Origin of the sequence: Micromonospora sp. WMMD967 (assembly GCF_029626165.1) — a bacterium.
Lineage (GTDB): Bacteria > Actinomycetota > Actinomycetes > Mycobacteriales > Micromonosporaceae > Micromonospora > Micromonospora taraxaci.
Genome location: NZ_JARUBK010000001.1, coordinates 4,023,365 through 4,042,699, shown reverse-complemented (window position 1 = coordinate 4,042,699; position 19,335 = coordinate 4,023,365). Strand labels below are relative to the sequence as shown.

Annotated in this window: 20 protein-coding genes and 2 pseudogenes; 7 read left to right on the top strand and 15 right to left on the bottom strand. The window is 69.2% G+C overall.

The window, feature by feature from the left end:
• Positions 1-71: 71 nt before the first annotated feature.
• The 12 genes and pseudogenes from O7631_RS18660 to rpmB form a co-directional block, all read right to left on the bottom strand.
• Entirely contained in the window at positions 72-725 is a 654-nt protein-coding gene (locus O7631_RS18660; RefSeq protein ID WP_278145370.1) for a choice-of-anchor M domain-containing protein, read from the bottom strand.
• A complete protein-coding gene (locus O7631_RS18655) occupies positions 722-1,378 on the bottom strand; it encodes a choice-of-anchor M domain-containing protein (RefSeq protein ID WP_278145369.1) in 657 nt (218 codons plus the stop codon). The genes O7631_RS18660 and O7631_RS18655 overlap by 4 nt, the downstream gene beginning before the upstream one ends.
• 64 nt (positions 1,379-1,442) lie before the next feature.
• Positions 1,443-2,360, bottom strand: a complete 918-nt coding sequence (locus O7631_RS18650) for an anchored repeat-type ABC transporter permease subunit (RefSeq protein ID WP_278145368.1) — start codon at positions 2,358-2,360, stop codon at positions 1,443-1,445.
• The gene (locus tag O7631_RS18645) at positions 2,360-3,103 is read right to left on the bottom strand and encodes an anchored repeat-type ABC transporter ATP-binding subunit (protein WP_278145367.1); all 744 of its coding nucleotides are present in this window, start codon (positions 3,101-3,103) and stop codon (positions 2,360-2,362) included. Before O7631_RS18645 ends, O7631_RS18650 begins: the two co-directional genes overlap by 1 nt.
• Positions 3,100-4,091: pseudogene (locus O7631_RS18640) on the bottom strand (choice-of-anchor M domain-containing protein). Before O7631_RS18640 ends, O7631_RS18645 begins: the two are co-directional and overlap by 4 nt.
• Positions 4,091-5,671, bottom strand: a complete 1,581-nt coding sequence (locus tag O7631_RS18635) for an anchored repeat ABC transporter, substrate-binding protein (protein WP_278145366.1) — start codon at positions 5,669-5,671, stop codon at positions 4,091-4,093. Before O7631_RS18635 ends, O7631_RS18640 begins: the two are co-directional and overlap by 1 nt.
• Positions 5,668-7,248 carry a TIGR03773 family transporter-associated surface protein gene (locus O7631_RS18630; RefSeq protein WP_278145365.1) on the bottom strand — a complete coding sequence of 527 codons (1,581 nt, stop codon included), beginning with the start codon at positions 7,246-7,248 and terminating at the stop codon, positions 5,668-5,670. The genes O7631_RS18635 and O7631_RS18630 overlap by 4 nt, the downstream gene beginning before the upstream one ends.
• Positions 7,249-7,327: 79 nt before the next feature.
• Positions 7,328-8,407: a DUF916 domain-containing protein gene (locus tag O7631_RS18625; RefSeq protein ID WP_278145364.1), complete on the bottom strand. Its 1,080-nt coding sequence runs from the start codon at positions 8,405-8,407 to the stop codon at positions 7,328-7,330.
• Positions 8,408-8,535: 128 nt separating this feature from the next.
• Entirely contained in the window at positions 8,536-10,008 is a 1,473-nt protein-coding gene (locus O7631_RS18620) for a choice-of-anchor M domain-containing protein (protein ID WP_278145363.1), read from the bottom strand.
• Between the two features lie 53 nt (positions 10,009-10,061).
• Entirely contained in the window at positions 10,062-10,367 is a 306-nt protein-coding gene (rpsN, locus tag O7631_RS18615) for a 30S ribosomal protein S14 (protein ID WP_278145362.1), read from the bottom strand.
• The gene (rpmG, locus tag O7631_RS18610) at positions 10,367-10,534 is read right to left on the bottom strand and encodes a 50S ribosomal protein L33 (protein ID WP_089006390.1); all 168 of its coding nucleotides are present in this window, start codon (positions 10,532-10,534) and stop codon (positions 10,367-10,369) included. Before rpmG ends, rpsN begins: the two co-directional genes overlap by 1 nt.
• Positions 10,534-10,770 carry a 50S ribosomal protein L28 gene (gene rpmB / locus O7631_RS18605; RefSeq protein WP_278145361.1) on the bottom strand — a complete coding sequence of 79 codons (237 nt, stop codon included), beginning with the start codon at positions 10,768-10,770 and terminating at the stop codon, positions 10,534-10,536. The genes rpmG and rpmB overlap by 1 nt, the downstream gene beginning before the upstream one ends.
• Before the next feature lie 189 nt (positions 10,771-10,959).
• Between rpmB and O7631_RS18600 the strand changes: the two are divergent.
• A pseudogene (locus O7631_RS18600) lies at positions 10,960-12,254 on the top strand (GTP-binding protein).
• Entirely contained in the window at positions 12,251-12,511 is a 261-nt protein-coding gene (locus tag O7631_RS18595; RefSeq protein ID WP_278145360.1) for a type B 50S ribosomal protein L31, read from the top strand. The pseudogene O7631_RS18600 and the gene O7631_RS18595 overlap by 4 nt, the downstream one beginning before the upstream one ends.
• A 238-nt stretch (positions 12,512-12,749) precedes the next feature.
• On the opposite strand, the gene O7631_RS18590 is transcribed toward O7631_RS18595, so the two are convergent.
• The 3 genes from O7631_RS18590 to O7631_RS18580 all read right to left on the bottom strand — a co-directional run bounded on the left by O7631_RS18590 (position 12,750) and on the right by O7631_RS18580 (position 14,839).
• Positions 12,750-13,982, bottom strand: a complete 1,233-nt coding sequence (locus tag O7631_RS18590; RefSeq protein WP_278145359.1) for a GTP-binding protein — start codon at positions 13,980-13,982, stop codon at positions 12,750-12,752.
• Positions 13,979-14,158, bottom strand: coding sequence for a 50S ribosomal protein L32 (rpmF, locus tag O7631_RS18585; RefSeq protein WP_278145358.1), 180 nt, complete (start codon positions 14,156-14,158; stop codon positions 13,979-13,981). Before rpmF ends, O7631_RS18590 begins: the two co-directional genes overlap by 4 nt.
• Before the next feature lie 264 nt (positions 14,159-14,422).
• Entirely contained in the window at positions 14,423-14,839 is a 417-nt protein-coding gene (locus O7631_RS18580; RefSeq protein WP_278145357.1) for a transcriptional repressor, read from the bottom strand.
• Between the two features lie 915 nt (positions 14,840-15,754).
• Here O7631_RS18580 and O7631_RS18575 point away from each other — a divergent pair.
• From O7631_RS18575 to O7631_RS18555, 5 genes are all read left to right on the top strand, one after another.
• Entirely contained in the window at positions 15,755-16,696 is a 942-nt protein-coding gene (locus tag O7631_RS18575) for a permease (protein WP_278147969.1), read from the top strand.
• A complete protein-coding gene (locus O7631_RS18570; protein WP_278145356.1) occupies positions 16,693-17,484 on the top strand; it encodes a TIGR03943 family protein in 792 nt (263 codons plus the stop codon). Before O7631_RS18575 ends, O7631_RS18570 begins: the two co-directional genes overlap by 4 nt.
• 95 nt (positions 17,485-17,579) lie before the next feature.
• A complete protein-coding gene (locus O7631_RS18565) occupies positions 17,580-17,867 on the top strand; it encodes an LPXTG cell wall anchor domain-containing protein (protein ID WP_278145355.1) in 288 nt (95 codons plus the stop codon).
• Between the two features lie 103 nt (positions 17,868-17,970).
• The gene (locus O7631_RS18560; RefSeq protein ID WP_278145354.1) at positions 17,971-18,501 is read left to right on the top strand and encodes a GNAT family N-acetyltransferase; all 531 of its coding nucleotides are present in this window, start codon (positions 17,971-17,973) and stop codon (positions 18,499-18,501) included.
• Positions 18,502-18,618: 117 nt separating this feature from the next.
• A complete protein-coding gene (locus tag O7631_RS18555) occupies positions 18,619-19,293 on the top strand; it encodes a hypothetical protein (protein ID WP_278145353.1) in 675 nt (224 codons plus the stop codon).
• Positions 19,294-19,335 lie beyond the last annotated feature (42 nt).

Here is a 19,335-nt window from a genome sequence, read left to right as displayed (position 1 = left end):
GCCGCGCGTGACTGGCTCTCGCCTGCCACCAGAGCGGATCGACAGTGGCGGGTCAGCTTCGGCGGATCGGGTCAGGACAAAACTTCGAAGGTGAAGGTCTTGGCACCAGAGCTCACGGTGGCGCCGGTGGAGGCGAGCTTTCCGGTGACCTCGAAGGTGACGGCGTAGGTGCCGGCAGCATCGAAGCCCCAGTTGGCGTGGGCGTGGGTGTTGTAGTTGACGTTGAGGCTGTCGGGTAGGCCGTTTCCGCTGTCGAAGAGCACCGTCGGAGTGCCGCCGGAGACTGTGTAGATGCTGAAGCCGGCAGGGCCGGAGACGCTGGTGAGTTTGAAGGTGACCCGGTTGTTCTGGAAGACGCCGCTGGGCACCTCGGTCGTGTTCCACCCGGCCCAGAGCAGTCCGGCGGCGCTGGACTGCGGCAGGACCCACGCCTGACCGCCGGTGCCGAGGAAGGACCAGGCCGAGCCGCCCGGAATGGTGATCTTGGCCGTGTTCGGCACCCGGAAGAGCACGTCGGCGGGGTTACGTTCGACGCTCGTGGTGCCAGTGCCGTCCAGGACGTTGACGCTCAGTGCGCCGGCGGCGTAGTCGACGTCGATCACGTCGACGTGGCCGCTGGAGAGCACCACCGGTGCCGCGGCGACGGGCGTGGCGGTCCCGGCGAGCAGTGCGGTGGTCAGGAGCAGGCCGGCGAAGAAGCGGCTTCGGGTACGCACCGCGTTCATGACTTGACCGTGAAGCGAAGCGTGGTGGGCTCGGAGGTCACTCGCTGACCGGTGGCGGCCAGGGTGCCGGTGGCACGGACAGTCACCTTGTAGCTTCCGGCCTGGTCGAACGCCCAGTTGGCGTGCGAGTGGTCACCGGCGGTCACCGTGATGGCGTCCGGGAGGCCATCACCGCTGTCCGCCAGGACGGTTGGCTGGCCGACGGCGTTTTCGGTGTAGATCGCGAGCTGGCCGGGGCCGGTAACCGACCTCACGGACAGCGTCAGTGCGTCGCCGGTGAAGACACCGGCCCCGACCTCCTCGGCGGCGATGCCCGGCCAGATCAGGCTGGAGTTCTGGATCTGCGGCAGGAGCCACACCTTGGACACGCCTGGGGTGCCGAGGAACGCGAACGCGGGGTCGGCCGGGACCGTGACCTTGGCTTGGCGCTTGACGATCAGCTTGACCTCGTCGGCGCCGTACTCGACGTCGTTCTCCTCGTCATGGACGCCGACCTCCAGCGCGCCGTCCTCGTAGGCGATGTCGACGAGGTCGAGATGGCCGGAGTTGAACACCACGGCGGACGTGGTGGCGGCCTGGGCGGGCACGGCCGTGGCGACCAACGCCACGCCCAGGACACCTGACGCCAGCAGATGACGGATGGTGCTGTGCACGAAGAGACTCCTCTCTCCGCGATGGTCCCGAGTGGACCAACGCTTAATGAAAACGATAGTCGTTTTACTTGTTCTGCGATAGGGCTGGACGAGGGCTCGGTGGGGCGGCATCGCCCCGTTCGGACCCGAGACTTCGTCGCCACCGCCTGGCCAGCAGGCCGTGTCGCGGCGCGACCAGCCAGGCGGTGAGGAAGACCGTGGTGGCGACCAGGACGATGGTGCCGCCGACCGGTGTGTCGTAGCTCCAGGACAGATACAGCCCGACAAGTGCCGACGTGCCGCCGATCACCGGGGCGAGCAGCATCATCACGCCGAGGCGGTCGGTGAGCAGGCGGGCCGCCGCCGCCGGGGTGATCAGCAACGCCAGGACGAGGATGTTGCCGATGGTCTGCAGGGAGATCACCACGGCCAGGGTGACCAGGACATAGAGCACGATGTCGAGCCAGAAGACCGACAGCCCCATGGAGCGCGACATCTCCCGGTCCAGACAAACCGCCACGAACTCCTTGTGCAGGGCGAGCACCAGACCGAGGATGACCAGGCCGGCACCAGCGACGACGTAGAGGTCCCGGTCCGGGATACCGGTGATCGAGCCGAAGAGGAACTGTTGCAGCGATCCGGCGTATCCGGGGGCCTGCGAAATGATCACGATTCCGAGGGCGAAGGCACCGACGAGGAAGACGCCGATGATCGAGTCCTCCTTGACCCGCCGGTTCTGCGAGAAGATCGCGATCAGCAGGGCGGTGGCCACACCGGCGACGGCGCCACCGAGCACCAGGCTGCCCTGAAGGACGAAGGCGACCGCGATGCCCGGAAAGACCGCGTGCGCCACGGCGTCGCCGATGAAGGCCATCCCGCGCAGAACGACGTAGCAGCCGACGACCCCGCAGACGATGCTGGACATGACCGCGATCGCCAGCGCCTTGGGCAGAAAGGCGAGGTCGGGGTTGAGCAGGTCGGTGATGAAGTCAGCGATCGACATCAGGTTGCCCTCACGAGCTTCAGCAGCGGGGAGGTTTCACTCACCCCGAAGGTTGTCGTCCACAGCTCGGCGTCCTGCAGATCCGCTGGCTGTCCGTCGGCGACGATCCGGCCGTTGAGCAGGACCAGGCGGGTGCAGGAGTCGACCGCCGCGACGAGATCGTGGGTGGTCATCAACACCGCGCGGTCCTCTCTCGCCAGGCTGACAAACAGGTCACCCAGCAGTTCCTGCGTGGGCATGTCCAGTCCGGTGAACGGCTCGTCCAGCAGCAGGATGCGTGGCGCGAGCGCGAGGGCGCGGGCGACCAGGACGCGTTGCCGTTGCCCGCCGGACAGCTCACCGACCGGCCGGTGCCGTAACCCGGTCAGCTGTACGCGGTCCAGTGCGTCGCCGACGGCCCGCCAGTCGGTGACGCCAGGCCGGCGGAGCAGACCGATGCGCCCGGTCCGGCCGCTCATCACAGCATGTTCGACCGAGATCGGGAACTCCCAGGTGAACTCGTGGCGCTGCGGGACGTAACCGATTTCGGAACGGCCGGGCCGCGACGGCTTGCCCTCCACTGTCACGGTGCCGCCACGGGCGCGGGTCAGTGCCAGGATGGCGCGGAGCAGGGTGGTCTTCCCGGCGCCGTTGGGCCCGAGCAACCCGACCAGTTCCCCCCGGTCCAGGTGCAGCCGGATGTCCCGCAGGACGGGCCGGCCGCCGAGGTCCACGTCCAACCCTTCGATCTCGAGCGCTCTCACCGCTGGCCCTCCGGGCGTCTGGCGGCGCGTTCCTGTTCGGCCCGGCGCTTCGCGCCGCGTCCCCGTAGCAGCAGGAGGACCAGTCCGGCAGCGAGCAGGGCGGCCGTGCCGGCCAACGCGATGAGCAGTAGCTTCGTGGACGGGCGGTCGGCTCGTCGTCCGCGCTCCGGCCCTCGTCGGCCGATGCCTGCCCGGCTGCTGCGGGAGTGTCCGCGACGGCGGCGAACGCCTCGTCCGCGCTGGTGGTGTCGCCGACAGCGAAGCGCAGCGTGCGGGTCGCCGACACCGTCTCGCCGTTGACCAGGTCGGCCGACGCCTGCACCGCGACCAGGTAGACGCCGGGTGCGGTGAATACCCAGTTGGCGTGGGTGTGGGTATTGACCTCGGCCCAGAAAGGCTGCGCGGTCGCATCGGCGGAGCGCCAGAGCGGCTGCGGTGCGGCGAAGTTGCCGGACTGCAGGTACGTGGTGAGGCTGCCCGGTCCCTGTACGCCGAGCAGGGTCAGGGTGACGCCACGGTCGATGGTCTGCATCACCCGGGGGTCCTGGGTGTTCCAGCCGAGCCAGACAACGTTCTGGTTCTGGGTCTGCGGCACCACGTACACCCTCTTGCCGGCCTCGACGCCGAGGAAGGCGTACGCCGGGTCGTCGGGGACGGTCTGCAGCGCCGCGTCGGAGACCCGGAGCAGGGCCTCGTCAGGGTCGCGCCACACCGGTTGCGCCTGTGTGCCGTCGTGGATCAGCAGTGTCCACTGGTTGTCCACGTAGCGGGGACCGATGTCGACGTGACCGGTGGCGAGTTCGGTCCGGCCGGTGGTCAGGGGTTGGTCGGCGGCGATCGACTGGCCGAGGCCCGGTGTCGGCTCCGCCGCTCGGGCGGGGGCCTGCGTCGTGGCCAGCACGACCATCGTGGCCACAGCGCAGCGCAGGATGGCACTGGTCGTAGGTGGGCGGCGTTGCGCCCGTCCTGCCGTCACTGGCTCCTCCATCACTTGTCCGTCAGGCAGTCGTGCAGCGACTCGGCGTTGAACCGCATCATGTCCGTGTAGGTGGTGACGTTCCGATCGAAGGTGTCGCCGTACAGCGCGCAGATCCGCAACCTTTCTTCCCGGGCCACCTCGGTGAGGGTGGTGGATCGGGCGGCCAGGTTGGGTTCCAGGAAGACGGCGGGGATCTTCAGGTTGCGAATCGTCTCGGTGAGCCGGCGGCGGTCGGCGAGGCTCGGTTCGGTGGCGGGGTTCGGAGTGACGAAACCGGAGATCTGGATCCCGTACGCCTGACCCAGGTAACCGAACGCGTCATGGGTGCTGACCAGATGCCGGCGCGACGGCGGGATGCGGGCGATGATGTCCCGGACCTGGGTGTCGAGCATCTCCAACTCCTGGATGTAGGCCGACGCGTTTGCGCGGTAGTCCGTCGCCCCCTGCGGGTCGACGCCGATCAGGGTGTCCCGGATCAGCTCCACATAGGAGATGGCGTTGCGGACGTTCTGCCACAGATGCGGGTCGATCTCGCCGTGCACGTGCTTGCCGAGTACCGCCTGCGGTAGCTGGTGGACCTGGGTGCCGGGCCGGCCGAGGAACCGGAACCTGCGGTCACCGGGCACCTCCAGCAACGCCTTGTTGGGCACCTCGACGACGGTGCTGGCCGGGTCGTACACCCGCTGGTTGGCCTCGCCGCTGCCCTCCGGGTCGGCGAACAGGTAGAGCCGCCGCTCATCGAGGTCGACAGTGACGTCGGCGTGCCCGGAGTTCAGCACCTCCGCGCCTGCCATCCCCGGCACCGAGTGCGGATCCACCCCGACGGCGAAGGTGAACACCTGCTCCCCCAGTGGGATGGGGGCGGTTTCCGGGGTAACCGCCAGGTGCGCCCGCATGGTCAGCCGGTAGACGCCCGGCTTGGTGAACGCCCAACTCATGTGCGTGTGCGCGTCGGGTGGCAGCGTGGCGGTGTCGTCGCGGTAGCCGTTGGCAGCGTCGAAACCGTCGCCGGAGTCGACGGAGAACGATGGGTTGCCGAACGACTCGGTCAGGTACGCGAATATCCGGCCCGGCCCGTCCGCGGCTGTCGCGCTGAGCAGCACGTCGGAGGAGCGGTTCGCGCCCTGCGCCGCACCGGTGCCGCGTACCCGCATGCCCAACCAGATGGTGTCCAGCGACACGTCCTCGACCAGGGGGATGATCTCCGCGGCGTACTTCACCGCTCCCTCGGCCAGCGAGATGTTCGGTACGCCGTCGCGCAGGTTCGCGTCCAGCGCCTTGATGACGGCCTGCTCCTCCAGAAGTAGGTAGTTGCTGAACGCCACGTCGGCGTAGACCACATCCCGAACGTCCCGCAGCGACGGCCCGTAGCTGTGCGGGTCGGCGTTGTCGGGCACCAGGGACGTGACCGCCACCCGCTCACCACCGACGTTGCTCACCAGATCCCGCAGGATGCCGGTGGTCGTGATGACCTGGACCCGGTCGTCGTCGGCGGTCAACGCCACCTCCGACCGGCAGCCGGCGACCAGGCCCAGGATCAGCAACGACAGGATCGCCTGCCGAAGCCGTGGCACGACCAGCGGGTTCATGCGTCTGCCGTCGAAAGGCCGGCACGGCGGCGACGGCTCATCGCCACCAGCAGGACCCCGACCGCCACGAGGAAGACGCCGGCCGCTGCGGCCGTCAGCACCCAACCGGCACCGGTACGCGGCAGGGGCCCGCCCCCGCCCTGATCCGCACCGCCGTTCCTGTCACCGTCAGCGCCGCTGCCGGAACCGAAGCCGCTGTTCGGGTTGGTGCTGTCGCCAACGGCGAGGGTGAGCGTCTTGGTGTCGGTGACCGCCTTGCCGGCGCTGGTGGTGCCGTTCATCTGCACGGCGAGGCGGTACAGGCCGGGTTTGCTGAACGCCCAGTTGCCGTGCGCGTGGGTGTTCAGCGGGATGCTCAGTTGCTGCGGGAACGCCTTGGCCGAGTCGAACAGCACGTCGGCCTTGCCGAACGAGCCGGTCAGGAAGAGCGCGAACCGGCCGGGCCCGTCGACGCCCTTCAGCGTCCACGTGACGTCGCCCTTGACACCCGAGACGACGGACTCGTGCTGGGTGTTCCATCCGGGCCAGACGATCCCCGCCTGCTGCGACTGCGACAGCAGCCACACCGCGTCACCCTGCTTGCCGAGGAAGTCGGCGCCGGCCGGCACCGTGATCTTCGCGTTGTCCTTGACCTGCAGGACCACGTCGGCGGTCTCCCGCCACACCGGCGGACTGGTCCGGTCATCCTTGATCCGGATCGTCCACTTGTCTCCGGACAGTTGGGGGCCCATGTCGACGTGTCCGTCGGCAATCACCTTTCGGGCACCCGTGCTGTCGGTGGCTGCCGCCTTCGCGGCCGCCGCCAGCGGGGCTGCCGCGGGTTTCGGCGCAGCCGCGGGTGCCGCGAACGCGCGCGCTGCCAACTGCCCGTCGGACCCCGGCACCTGCTTGGCGGGAGGCGCGAGCGGCGCCTGCTCGACCGGGCTGATCGCCGGCACGCGCACCCGGTACGTCGTCTCCACGCTGACCTCCCGGCCGGAGCGCAGGGTGGCCGAACCAGTCAGAGCCAGCCGGTAGTCACCGGCCGCGTCGAAGGCCCAGACCACCCCGCCGGTACGCGTCGCCACCGGCAACTGCACCGTCCGCGCCAGGCCCGGGCCGCTGCCGAAGAGCGGGGTCGCCATACCGAGGCCCGACAGGGTGTACGCCGTGAACGTTCCCGGGCCCTCGACCGAACGCACGGTGAGAGCCACCGTGTCGTCGGTGACGACGCCGGGGCGTACCCCGGTGGTGTCCAGCGCTGGGAACCCGCTGTCGCCGGCGGACAGTGACCACACGGCGTGCCCCGGCGAACCGAGGAACGCAAAGCTCTTCCCTGCCGGCACTCGGCCGGCCAGCCCGCCAGCCGGGCCGAGCACCACCTCGGCCGGGTCGTGTCCCGCCGCGTCGCTGGACACCTGAGTGGCGTCGCGCAGCCGCAGCGACATCGTGTCACCGTCGAGCGCGACGGAGACCAGGTCCGCACCCGCCGCGGTGACCGTGGCCGGTTCAGCGGCCGCCGGCCCTCCCCCGGCAGCCAATGCCAGTACGGCCAACGCAACGCCGGCGGCGCCGGCGCGCATGGTTCTCATTCTCATTGCTTGCTCCCCAGACGGCTGTGTAGTAGATCGGCGACGTGACGCGGCGTTGACACCGCTCGGTTCCGGCAGGTCGATGTCATCCCGCGTCCCGTGGCGCGCGGTCGATGTCCGGCTGTCTGTTGTTCGTCTCCCGGCTGGCCTCGGCACGGCCCTCCGCCCGGGCGGCGGCCACCGCCCGAGCGATCTGTCGGGTCCGCCGCCGGCGGGCGGCGATCAGCACCCAGCCGACGAGTGCGAGCAAGGCCAGGAGAACCAACTGCGGCCAGGGCACCGCCCAGACGGAGACCCGGGCCGTGCCGGCCGTCGGCTGAGGGTCGAGAACCTGGTCGCCCACGGCGGCGGGTTTGACGGCGGAGCTCGTGGTCAGCCGGAACAGTGGCGGCACGTCCGTCATCCGGACGGTGGTGGTCAGTTCTCCGCCGGGCAGGATCTCCGGCAGGGCCGCCGCGTCGACCGAGCGCCGGCCGAGGCCGAACGGTCCGGCCGCGGCAAGCGTGGGCTGCCCGGCAAGCCGGATATTCCCGGTGTTACGGACGGTGTAGGTAGCGGTGAGCGTGCCACCGGCGAGGGGGTTCAGCGAGCCGGTGTGCCGTACCCGAAGGTTCTCGACGGTCAGCGCCGGTTGCAGCTCGCCGGTGACCCGCAGGTAGATCCGTGCGCCGACTCGGTGGTCGACGGCGACGTGGTTGCCCTGCGCGTCCGCCGACGTGGTGGCGAGCGAGGCGACGATCCCCCCGGCGTGGTCCCCGGGCGTGGCGTTGCCCGGCACGGTGAGCGTGAACGGGATGTCCAGGCGGGACGTGGACGGGACGGTCACGGTACCGCCGGTGAAGCGGACCCAGGCACCGACGTCGGTGGGTTTCTGACCGCCCGCCAGCAGGTCGAACCCGCCTTGTGCGGTGGTGAACGCGTCGCTGGCGTACAGGTTGACGGTCAGCGGGCGCGCCGAGTGGTTGGTGACTGCCACGTAGTCGGTCACTGCGGCACCGGGGTCGAGCTTGTAGGTGAAGGCCGGCCGACCGTTCGGGCCCTTCGCAGTCGACGGCGTCACTCCCCAGGTCACGGCTGGCTGCGCCGACGGCGCGGGCGGCCTGGGCGGTGCCGGGGCCGCGGCGAGCAGGACGATGCCGGTGGCGATGGCGGCGAACAGACGCATGGTGGGGATGGATTCCGTTCCTGGATGCGAGGGGCGAAGCGGGGTGGGCGGCTCGCGGCAACGGCCACCCACCCCACGACCGTCCGGTGGCGCGGTTCAGCGCCGGGCCACCGGACGGGTTCGGGCGATCAGATCGCGGTGAGGGTGAGGGTCGCGGAGTACGTCCCCGCGGCCGTCTCGGTGGGCAGACTCAGCCGCAGACCCGCGCCCAGTTGCGCGGTGCCCCGCCCGGCACCGCCCGGTGCCGCTCCCAGCACGGCACTGTTGCCGAGACCGCCGCCGGACCCGACGACGTACGGCGTGACCTCCGGGCCAGCGACGACACCCTGCCCGGAGCCCTGGGTGATCACCCGAGGGCTCCAGCCGAGGTAGCCGGAGCTGAACGTGGCCCCGTCCGGCCCGGCGAAGTCCGCCGGGATCTGCCCGGAAGCGCTCCACCCCGGTCGGGCGGCGCGGGTGTCGGTCACCGTGACCGGGCGCAATTCACCGTTGCTCTCCCACCGGTCACCACCGCCCGTGAGCTGTGCCGGTGGCAGCACCACGGCACGGTCGTCCGGGTTGACGCTGATCACCAGAGAACCCTGCGTCTCGTCGATCGACGCGGTGATCGTCTGCGAGGTGCCCGGCTCCTGCGGCGGGAACGCCACCCAGAGAGACACGGGCTCGCTGGTCGCTACCACCTCGTGACCGTCGCCGTACAGCTTGGCCACGTACTCGCAGGCGTTCAGCTCCCGAGTGGCCGTGAACGAGTAGCTCGCTCCCGCCTCACCCGCGATGATGCTCCAGTCGTCCGCGCCGGGGCACCTGCTGAACCAGTGGTAGTGGTCCAGCTCGGTCTGCGGCGTCTGCACCGCGTTGAGCGTCACCGTGTCGTTGGGCTGGTACTCGTCGGCCATACCGCTGACCGACAGGCTGACCTGCGGCCCACCGCCGGACAGCTCGCCGACGACGAACGAGTAGTCGACCGGCCCGGTGCTGACCGTCGTGCCGTTGGTCAACGTCGCGTCGGCCTGGAACTTCAGGGTGTAGCTACCCAGCGCGCCGAACGCCCAGTTCGAATGCGCGTGGGTGTGCACCGGCACGTCGATCGCGTCCGGCAGACCGTCGTCGGAGCGGAACTTGATGATCGGACCGCCGAACGAGTCCTGCGTGAACAGCGTGACGGTGCCCGGTCCCTGCACATCTACCAGGCTCAGCCGCACCTTGTTCCCCTCGAACACCCCCGAACCGAGCGTCGTGGTGTTCCAACCCGGCCAGAGGAGATCCGGGTCCTGGGTCAACGGGAGGAGCCAGACCTGACTCCCCGCCGGCCCGAGGAAGGCGAACCGAGGATCGTCCGGGACGGCCATCGCCGCCTCCGGCAGAACCTGGAACATCACGTCCGCCGGGTCCCGCGTCACCGAAGGGCTGACCGTGTCGTCGTTCACCTTCAACGACAGCGTTCCACCCTCGTAGTGCACGTCGAGCGCGTCGGTGTGCCCCTTGGACAACACCACCTTCTCGGCCGCCGACGCAGCGGTCGGCCCCAGCACGGTGCCGGCGACCACCACCGCCCCGGCAACCAGGGCCGCGAAGCCGCGAGCCCTCAGAATCGCATTCATACCTCCCCTTTCAGCACCGCGCGTACCAGCGCGCGGCGGTACATGTGGTGACATCACCAGGACGCCTTGCGCACACCGGGCAGCTCGCCACGCAGAGCCAGCTCGCGGAACCGCACCCGGGACAATCCGAACCGGGTCAGCACGCCGCGCGGCCGGCCATCGATCTGGTCGCGCGAGCGCAACCGCGCCGGGCTGGAATCCCGCGGCAGCCGACTGAGCCGACGGACCGCGTCGGCGCGTACCTCCGGATCGGTGTCCGGATGGGCGACCAGCCGCTTCAGCTCCGCGCGCCTCTCGGCGTGCCGGGCTACCAGTTCCTCGCGGCGCGCCTGCCGATTGACCAGGCTCCTCTTGGCCATCAGCGGGCCTCGCGGAACTCGACGTGCCGGCGGACGACCGGGTCGTACTTGCGCAGGACCATCCGGTCCGGGTCGTTGCGGCGGTTCTTGCGGGTGACGTACGTGTAACCGGTGCCGGCAGTGCTGCGCAGCCGCACGATCGGTCGCACATCGGTCTGGCGGGCCATCAGAGCTTCACCCCCCGGGCGCGCAGCTCGGCGACGACCTTCTCGATGCCCTTGCGGTCCACGGTCTTCAGCGCCTTCGTCGTCAGGGTCAGGCGGACCCATCGCCGCTCCGACGGCAGCCAGTAGCGGTGGTTCTGCAGGTTCGGGTTCCACCGGCGGCGGGTGCGCCGGTGGGAGTGGGACACGGCGTTGCCGAAGCTCGGCTTCGCGCCGGTGACGTCACAACGTCGGGACACAGTGCACGCTCCTCACTGAGGTTGACGATAACGACAACGGTTTTCAGTTCTACATCATCTGTTCGGTCGGAGCTGCACCGGGCCGCTCGTCAACGACCTCCACCAAGGCCGGGCACACCTGCCGTTCGCCCGCCCACCCCCGTATGCCTAGAATGACAATCGTTTTCATTAAACGTCGAGAGGAGTGCGATGCCCTCGTCACCACAGGCCCCGACCCACGTCGTGGCAACGGACGCTGACACCCGCCCGTCGTTGACCGTGCTGTCCGGGTTCTGGCCGGCGGCGACCTTCGCCGTCGCTCGTGCGCTGCTCGCCGCCGACGAGTCGCTGCTGCTGGTGCGGCACGACCTCGACGGGATCCGCGACGGTGTCGTGCGTCGGGTGGTTCGCACCGGTACCGGCATCGTCGAGGACGAGCGGGTCGTCCTGAGACACGGTTGCGTCTCCTGCACCCTGCGCGACGACGTGCTGCCCACCCTCGTCCGGCTCGCCCGTAGCCATCCTGGCCAGGACCTGGTGCTGATGCTGCCCGAGGTGGTGGAACCGGAGGCTGTTGCCGCCGCCTGCGCCCACTGCCTCGTCGACGGTGAACCGATCACCGAGCTCATCCGCGTCGACTCCTACGTCACCGTCCTCGACGCCGAACACCTGCTCGACGGCCTCGCCAGCACCGACGACCTCACCGCACTCGGCATCCAGGCCGCCGAGGACGACGACCGCGCGCTCGCCGATGTCGTGGTCCGCCAATCGAGTACGCCGACACCCTGGTGCTGTGGGGACAGTCCCGGGAGGGTGCCTTCGACACCAGCCGACTGTCAGTCCTGCTGCGGCGGATGGCGCCGTGGGCGGTGCACTTCCACGTCGACGGTGACCGCGTCGACGCCAGTACGCTGACCCACCAACTGCGCCACACCCACCGGCACCGGCCGGAGACCCCCGGGCTGCTCGCCCGCGGTCTGCAGGGCTACACGCTGGGTTCGCACGAGCCGGAATCCGACTGCGGTGTGGTCTCCGCCGTCTTCCGCGCCCGCCGCCCGTTCCACCCGCAACGCCTGCACGACGTCCTGGAAGACGTCAACGCCGAGATGATCCGCTCCCGAGGTCACCTCTGGCTGGCCAGCCAGCCCGACACCGTCGTGGCCTGGGAGTTCGCCGGCGGTGGTCTGGCCATGGGCTCGCTCGGACACTGGCTGGTGAGCCTGCCCGAGGACCGCTGGGAGCACGTCGAAGACCAACGCCGACTCGCCGCCGCCCTGGAGTGGGACCCCTACTACGGCGACCGACACCAGCACCTGGTCTTCATCGGCCTCGACGTCGACCCCGTCGACCTGCACCGCACCCTCACCCGCTGCCTGCTCACCGACGCCGAACTCGCCGACGGCGAGGCGACCTGGCGTACCTACCACGACCCGTTCGCCGGCTGCTTTCCCCTCGGGGTGGAGGAACTGGCAGACAACGAGACCGAAGGAGCACAACCCGCATGAAGCCCGGAATCCACCCCGACTACCGTCCCGTCGTCTACCGCGACAAGGGTGCCGACTTCGCCTTCCTCACCCGTTCCACCGCCACGAGCGACCAGACCATCGAGTGGGTTGACGGCAACACCTACCCCGTCATCGACGTGCAGATCTCCTCCGCCAGTCATCCCTTCTGGACCGGCAAGCAGCGCCTGCTCGACACCGCGGGCCGAGTCGAGAAGTTCCGCCGGAAGTACGCCCGCCGGGGGCCGCAGAGCGCGTGACCACGGGGTGCCGTCGACTGGACCGGCCGGTGCCGCAACCGGGGATGGCTGTCGATACTCGCCCCCGAGCTGGTTGCCCTTGGCGACCGGCTCCCGGGCGAGCATCAACAGCGCTCCAGCGGGACGGCCCTCAATCCCTCTCGATCTTTGAAGACGCCGAGACCGCGGGCGGTCCCGCCAACGCCGACGAGCGCCCCGCCGTCGAGGACATCATCCGGGCTCAGGGTGTCTGCCATGGTCAGACCTGAACCGGGTCGACATTCTCGTGTTCACGCAGGTCGCTCAGGTCCCACTGAGGGAACGGGTCGGGCAGCGTCCGCCAGGCATCCTTTCCGGCGGCGATCTCGGTGTCGGTGAGCAGGCAGGCGGTCAGGGCGGCCCGCAGGCGCGGGCCGTCCAGGTCGACACCGATGAGGACGAGTTCCTGCTGCCGGTCCCCGAAGACCGGATGCCAGCGGGACTCCAACTCGATCCGCTCGTCGGGGTCCTCGGGCCACTCTCCGGAGACCACGACGGGCACGCCGATCGGATCGCACCGGCCCGCAGGGCCGGCCTGCGACCACAGTGCCTGCACGTCAGGGCGGCTGGCCAGCCACAGGAATCCCTTCGACCGCACCACACCGAACACGTCCAGCCCGCCGGCCAGCAGGTCCCAGAGCCGCTGCGGGTGAAACGGCCGGTGGTCGCGAAAGACGATGCTGGAGATGCCGTACTCCTCGGTCTCCGGCACATGCCCGCCGTTGAGCTCGGCTACCCACCCGGGCGCCGTCTCCGCGCGCTCCAGGTCGAACCGGCCCGTGTGCAGAATTTCCGCCGGGGCCACCCGGCCATGCACGGCACGGACCTGTCGAGCGGCCGGGCTCAGACGGGTCAGCAGCGCCTCGACCACCGCCAGGTTCTCCGGGGCGACCAGGTCGGTCTTGTTGACCACCAACACGTCGGCGAACTCGATCTGGTCGACCAGCAGGTCGGAGATGCTCCGGTCGTCTCCCTCGTACGCGGCCAGCCCACGCGCCTCGAGGGTTTCCCCCGCCTCGATGCGGGCCAGCAGGGCCGCCGCGTCGACCACCGTCACGGTGGTGTCCAGCCGAGCCAGGTCATCCAGGACCTGCCCGTCCTCCACGCCGAAGGCGAACGTCGCGGCCACCGGCATCGGCTCGGAGATGCCGCTGGACTCGATCAACAGGTAGTCGAAGCGACCCCGCCGGGCCAACCGGGCCACCTCGTCGAGCAGATCGTCGCGCAACGTACAGCAGATGCAGCCGTTGGTCAGCTCGACCAGCCGCTCCTCCGTCCGCGACAATGCTCCGCCGTCCCGCACCAAAGCGGCGTCAATGTTGATCTCGCTCATGTCGTTGACGATCACCGCCACCCGCAACCCCTCGCGGTTGGCCAGCACGTGGTTGAGCAGGCTGGTCTTGCCCGCGCCGAGGAACCCGGACAGCACCGTCACCGGCAGCCGGCCGGTCACGGCTGATCAACCACCTGACGCCCCTTGTACAAGCCGCAGTGCGCACAGGCTCGGTGCGGCACCACCATCTCCTTGCGCGGACACGGACAGGGCGTCAACTGCGGCACAGTCGCCTTCCACTGTGCGCGACGATGGCGGGTGTTGGACCGGGAAATCTTGCGCTTGGGCACGGCCATGAAAGGACTCCTCGATACGGGTTCAGCATATGCTAATGGATCCCGTTTTCAATAAGGAGTTCGGGGCTCGCCCACACCAGAACCGACGACTCGACACGCGTGCCGCCGGTCGGGACCGAGCTATCCACCCCGGCACGGGCCTAGGGTTCGTCCGCGACACGGGTCTGACTCAGCCCTCGGGGACGGCACTCCGATCTCCTGGAGCGACCAGGACCGAGCCCTCCGAGCCTCCAGTCGCCTTCGCTCACATGATCTGTTGATCGCTCAGCGCGCACACTCGGCACAGGTGCCGAAGATCTCCAACGTGTGACCGACGTCGACGAACCCGTGCTGTGCGGCAACCTGGTTGGCCCACCGCTCGACAGCCGGCCCGGCCACCTCAACCGTACGCCCGCAGTCTCGACAGACCAGATGGTGATGATGCTTGCTCTGACTGCACCGGCGGAAAAGCTGCTCGCCACCCGGCAACCGGGTCGAGTCGATCTCGCCGGCGTCCACCAGCAGCTGCAAAGTCCGATAGACGGTCGTCAGACCCACGCCGGCCTTACGTGCCAGCAGCATCTGGTGCAGTTGCTGCGCCGAGTGAAAGCCCTCGACCTCGCGCAGCAGCGCCAGCACCTCTGCCCGCTGCCGGGTGTTCCGGGTCACATTAGGCATCGTCTGGTTCACCGTGGCCGCCATCCTCCCATGAAGTGGGCGCCGCCGGCTTACCGCTTCCGACACTTCGCCTCGCTGCCCGTCAGACCATTATGCGTCGTCGCGCATGAGTCGCCGCACCGTCCCCCGACCCCTGGCCTGCTGCGAGGGCAGGCAGACCGACCCGCTGCGCAGGAGCACAAAACCGACGGCGGCGCGGGTATCGGAAACCACTGCCAATAAGGCACTGAAGCGACAGCGGTCACCCGTGCGGGAGTGCAGGTCCAGCAGCGCTGGCGATGTCACGGAGAGATTACAACGTCCAACCATCTATCGACATCGACTACCAACACCACGAAGGATTCCCTCACACACTCCGGTCACCTCAGGACCCGTTCTCTGGAGAGAAGAGGACATGAGTAGGCCCGCACCTGGAGCAGCCACGCCTCCGCCGCGCTCGTCGCCTCCGTCCTGGCAGCCGCACCATGACCATCGCGGCTGGCGCCACGACCGCGCGCGCCACTCCCTCCACCCACGACACTCCCCCGACCACCACCGGCGAGTCGTCGGGCTCGCGCGACACCTCGCCGCCCACGTGGGTTCAGGCCGAGTTCGTGCAGCTCCGGGCAGTTCTGACGCAGACGGCTGACCCTGCGGTTTGCCGACGAAAACCCATCGCTCTCGATACACTCACATCGCTGTTGGCGTGTGAGTGAACCAGAGGTCGGCACACATGTTGCTGCACAGCCTCGGAGGAGGGGCAGGCAACCGAGCCGACGCCATATCCACATGCCCAGCACAGAAGGGGGCGGCGTGGCCGCATCCGAGCCCACCACCTCGTCGAGCACCAGGACAGCGGCCGACCGCCCGGCAGCGTCCGACACCTCTGACACGTCACCAGGCCTCGACGCCGTCCAGCACGAACACGGTCACCGGTCCCCGTTTCCATTCGCCGGGCGGATCGGTTCGGTCGAGATCCTCGCCGCCGTACTCGTCCTTCTCATCTTCCTGCGCGACCCCCTGGCAAGGCTGCTGTCCGCGCCCTCACTGGCGACCTGGACGACGGTGTTCGTGTCGGTGATGGTGCAGGCCGTGCCATTCCTCGTCTTCGGTGTGCTGCTGTCCGCCGCCATCGCGGTGTTCGTACCCCGGTCCTTCTGGGCCCGGGCCCTGCCGAAGCACCCGGCCCTCGCCGTACCGGTCGCCAGTGCGGCAGGGGTGATCCTGCCCGGGTGCGAGTGCGGGGCCGTACCGATCGCAGGTTCCCTGATCCGCCGCGGTGTCACACCGGCGGCGGCACTGGCGTTCCTGCTCGCGGCGCCGGCGATCAACCCGATCGTCCTCGCCGCGACCGCCGTGGCGTTCCCCAACAATCCTGAGATGGTCCCTGCCCGCGCGGTCGCCAGCCTCGTCGTCGCCATGATCATGGGATGGCTCTGGCTGCGTCTGGGCCGCACCGACTGGATCCGGCTCCCGCACCGACCGGACCTGGACGGGCTGCGACGCGGAGAAGCGTTCTGGTCCGCCGTACGGCACGACGTTGCCCACGCGGGCGGGTTCCTCGTCATCGGCGCGATGGCCGCGGCCACCATCAACGTCGTCGTCCCCGAACAGTGGCTGCAGACCCTCGCCGACCAGCCGGTGCTCTCCGTGCTCGCCCTGGCCGCGCTCGCGGTCCTGCTGTCGATCTGCTCCGAGGCGGACGCGTTCGTCGCCGCGTCCCTGTCGCAGTTCTCCCTCACCGCTCGACTGGCCTTCCTGGTGGTCGGCCCGATGGTCGATTTGAAGCTCATCTCCATGCAGGCCGGCATCTTCGGCCGCCGCTTCGCCGCCCGATTCGCGCCGGCCACCTTCACGGTCGCCGTCGCGGTCGCCGTCATCACCGGGATGGTGCTGCTGTGAACCGGATGGCCCAGGCCTGCGTCATGATCTTCTTCGGGGCGGCAGTTCTGCACGCCAGCGTCACAGACCTCTACCTGCGCTATGTCAAGGAAGGGCTGCGACCATTCCTCATCGCCGCCAGCCTCCTGCTGATCGTCGCCGCGGTGATGACCCTCTGGTACGACCTGCGTCCCGACGCGGACGGGCCCGAGGCCCAGAGCGACCCCACCGGCGGGACTCGGCGGGAGAACGCCGAGCAGAACCCGAGCGGGCCAACAGCCGAAGAGATTCACGGCGAGCACACCCACCATGAGCCACGAGTCGCCTGGCTGCTTCTCCTACCCGCTCTTGGGCTGCTACTCGTAACTCCACCCGCCCTCGGCTCGTACGCCGCCGGCCAAGCAGGCACCGCACTCACCGCCCAGCAGGACAACGACGACTACCCTCCGCTGCCCGCTGGCGATCCGGCGACCACCACCGTCTTCGACTACGCCGCCCGAGCCCTGTTCGACAAGGGCCAGTCGATCGGCGACAGGCGTGTCCAACTCACCGGCTTCATCACCCCGGGGCCCGACGGACAACCCATCCTCGCCCGCATGATCTTGTCTTGTTGCGCCGCCGACGGCCGACCCGTCAAGCTCGGCATGGCCGGCAAAGCGCCCACCGGTCTGGCCAACGACACCTGGATCCAAGTCACCGGCCGATACTCCGACCGCGTCACCCGTGACCCCATCAACGACGAAGAGATCCCCTATATCGAGGTGGAGACCTGGCGACAGGTGACCGCACCCAAGGACCCGTACGAGTAGCCGGTGCGATCCGGCGCCGTCGGGCGAGACGCCCGCGTCCTTGGCGGCCGCACGACGGCCGCGCGTCGCCCGGTGCTGCCCGTGCCGGCGCGACCGTGGTCACCATCTGCGGAAAGACCATCCCGGCCACCCAGGTCACCGTGGCGGCGGGCGGTCGCTCGTTGACCTTCCGTACGCCGCCCTGCCCGGCCGGTACCACCACGGTCGTCGTGAGCACCGACGGTGGAACCTCCAACGGGCTGGCATTCCGCTACGTCCCGCGGAGCCTGCCGGTGACCGGTGACACGATCGCCGCGCCGTTGACGGTCGGGGCGATGCTGGCTCTTCTCGGCACCGTTCTCTTGCTGTTCAGCCGGCGCCGCCGCGCTGGTCGAATCGACTGACCGACAGTCCCGGCCAGGGCCCCGACCGGGCCCTGGCCGGGCTCGCCTCGGCCGTAGGCGATGCCGGCGTCGCACGGACTGATTGTCATGGAAGGCTGCCTGAGTGCCCTGGGAAGCCGCGACGCCACGTCGCCCACCATCGACGCCTGTCGGCCTGACACCGGTCGACCGCTCGCACCGGGCGGTGCTGAGCAATCTTGGTCAGCTGTATCGACATGACCTGTCGGAGGCCTACGGTCATCTCCCCAACGACGATGGCACGTTCAACGACCGACCGCTCGACCGGTTTCTCGCCGGCGTCGACCCGCAGAGCCGCGCCTGGTTGATCACTGCGGCCGGTCAGACAGCGGGCTTTGTGTTGACGACCCCGGCCGAGGGTGGTATGTCCATCACCAGCTTCTTCGTTGTCCGTGCGCTGCGCCGCACCGGAGTCGGTCGCGCCGCTGCCGTTCACGTCATCTCCCTGTCCCCGGGCCGGTGGCGCATTGGCTTTCAGCGTTACAACCCCGGCGTCGAAGCGTTCTGGTCGACGGTCGCAACCCAGGTCAGTGGGACCACATGGGAGATCTACGACGGCCCCACTGCCGAGACACGACCCCCCGATACGTTCATCAGCTTCACCACCTCCGGCTAGTCCGGGTCGCGGTCTCAGTTCCTCCAGCTACGACGCGATCGGGCACCCAGAGGCCGCTCACCCGACCGTAGTACGGCACAGGACCGCCGCGCGCCGGACGGCCTGCAGACTGGAGGCGTGATCAGACTGCGGTTGTACAAGGCTCGCGAACGGCAGCGCGTCATCGATCCTGCCGATCTCGAGGTCACCTACTTCGCAGTCGACCCCGAGATCAAACCGGTCTTCGAGCACGCCGGCGTCATGGTGTGGGTCAGCGACCCCGACCACTGCCGGGTCGAGCGGCGCGGCGGCGGCCGGGATCTTCACCTGGTCGAGTCCGGCACGAACGTCCTGCCCCGCGCCCGCGGCCTGGAGGTCCTGCGTGCGCCCGACGCGGACTACCGCTGGGTTCACAGCCTGGACTGGCGCTGGGGCGCAGGTGAATACCTCGACCGCGACCGTGTCGGGGCGATCGTCGACCGGGCCCTCGACATGGAACCGTGGGCAGTGTCGCCGGAGGGCCCTGTTGGCCTCGTGCACCTGTCCTACCTGATGTGGTTTCACAACGGCGCTATGGCAAACGGTGTCGCCTGGCCGCTGGACGACTGCACCGCCGAGCAGATCGTCGCGTTCACTGCGGCCGCAAACTACTTCGAGCTCGACGACATCGCCGACCTGATCGGCCGCCCCGCACCAGATGACGCGCTCAGCCACAAGTACTGGGATCTCAGCAGCCCGTTCGGCCAGGATGCCTCGCTGATCCGCGACGCGCTCCGATGCAAGCTCGTCGAGGCGCCAGCGGATTGGGACTAGCGATAGGCACCTCCTCCCACGCTAAACCCGCCCATCGGTACC

What these genes read in the sequence shown, in the direction of transcription:
- O7631_RS18660 (WP_278145370.1), bottom strand. Translation starts at nt 725, where the DNA reads ATGAACGCGGTGCGTACCCGAAGCCGCTTCTTCGCCGGCCTGCTCCTG.
- O7631_RS18650 (WP_278145368.1), bottom strand. Translation starts at nt 2,360, where the DNA reads ATGTCGATCGCTGACTTCATCACCGACCTGCTCAACCCCGACCTCGCC.
- O7631_RS18635 (WP_278145366.1), bottom strand. Translation starts at nt 5,671, where the DNA reads ATGAACCCGCTGGTCGTGCCACGGCTTCGGCAGGCGATCCTGTCGTTG.
- O7631_RS18630 (WP_278145365.1), bottom strand. Translation starts at nt 7,248, where the DNA reads ATGAGAATGAGAACCATGCGCGCCGGCGCCGCCGGCGTTGCGTTGGCC.
- O7631_RS18625 (WP_278145364.1), bottom strand. Translation starts at nt 8,407, where the DNA reads ATGCGTCTGTTCGCCGCCATCGCCACCGGCATCGTCCTGCTCGCCGCG.
- O7631_RS18620 (WP_278145363.1), bottom strand. Translation starts at nt 10,008, where the DNA reads ATGAATGCGATTCTGAGGGCTCGCGGCTTCGCGGCCCTGGTTGCCGGG.
- rpsN (WP_278145362.1), bottom strand. Translation starts at nt 10,367, where the DNA reads ATGGCCAAGAGGAGCCTGGTCAATCGGCAGGCGCGCCGCGAGGAACTG.
- rpmG (WP_089006390.1), bottom strand. Translation starts at nt 10,534, where the DNA reads ATGGCCCGCCAGACCGATGTGCGACCGATCGTGCGGCTGCGCAGCACT.
- O7631_RS18595 (WP_278145360.1), top strand. Translation starts at nt 12,251, where the DNA reads ATGAAGCCCGGAATCCACCCCGACTACCGTCCCGTCGTCTACCGCGAC.
- rpmF (WP_278145358.1), bottom strand. Translation starts at nt 14,158, where the DNA reads ATGGCCGTGCCCAAGCGCAAGATTTCCCGGTCCAACACCCGCCATCGT.
- O7631_RS18580 (WP_278145357.1), bottom strand. Translation starts at nt 14,839, where the DNA reads ATGGCGGCCACGGTGAACCAGACGATGCCTAATGTGACCCGGAACACC.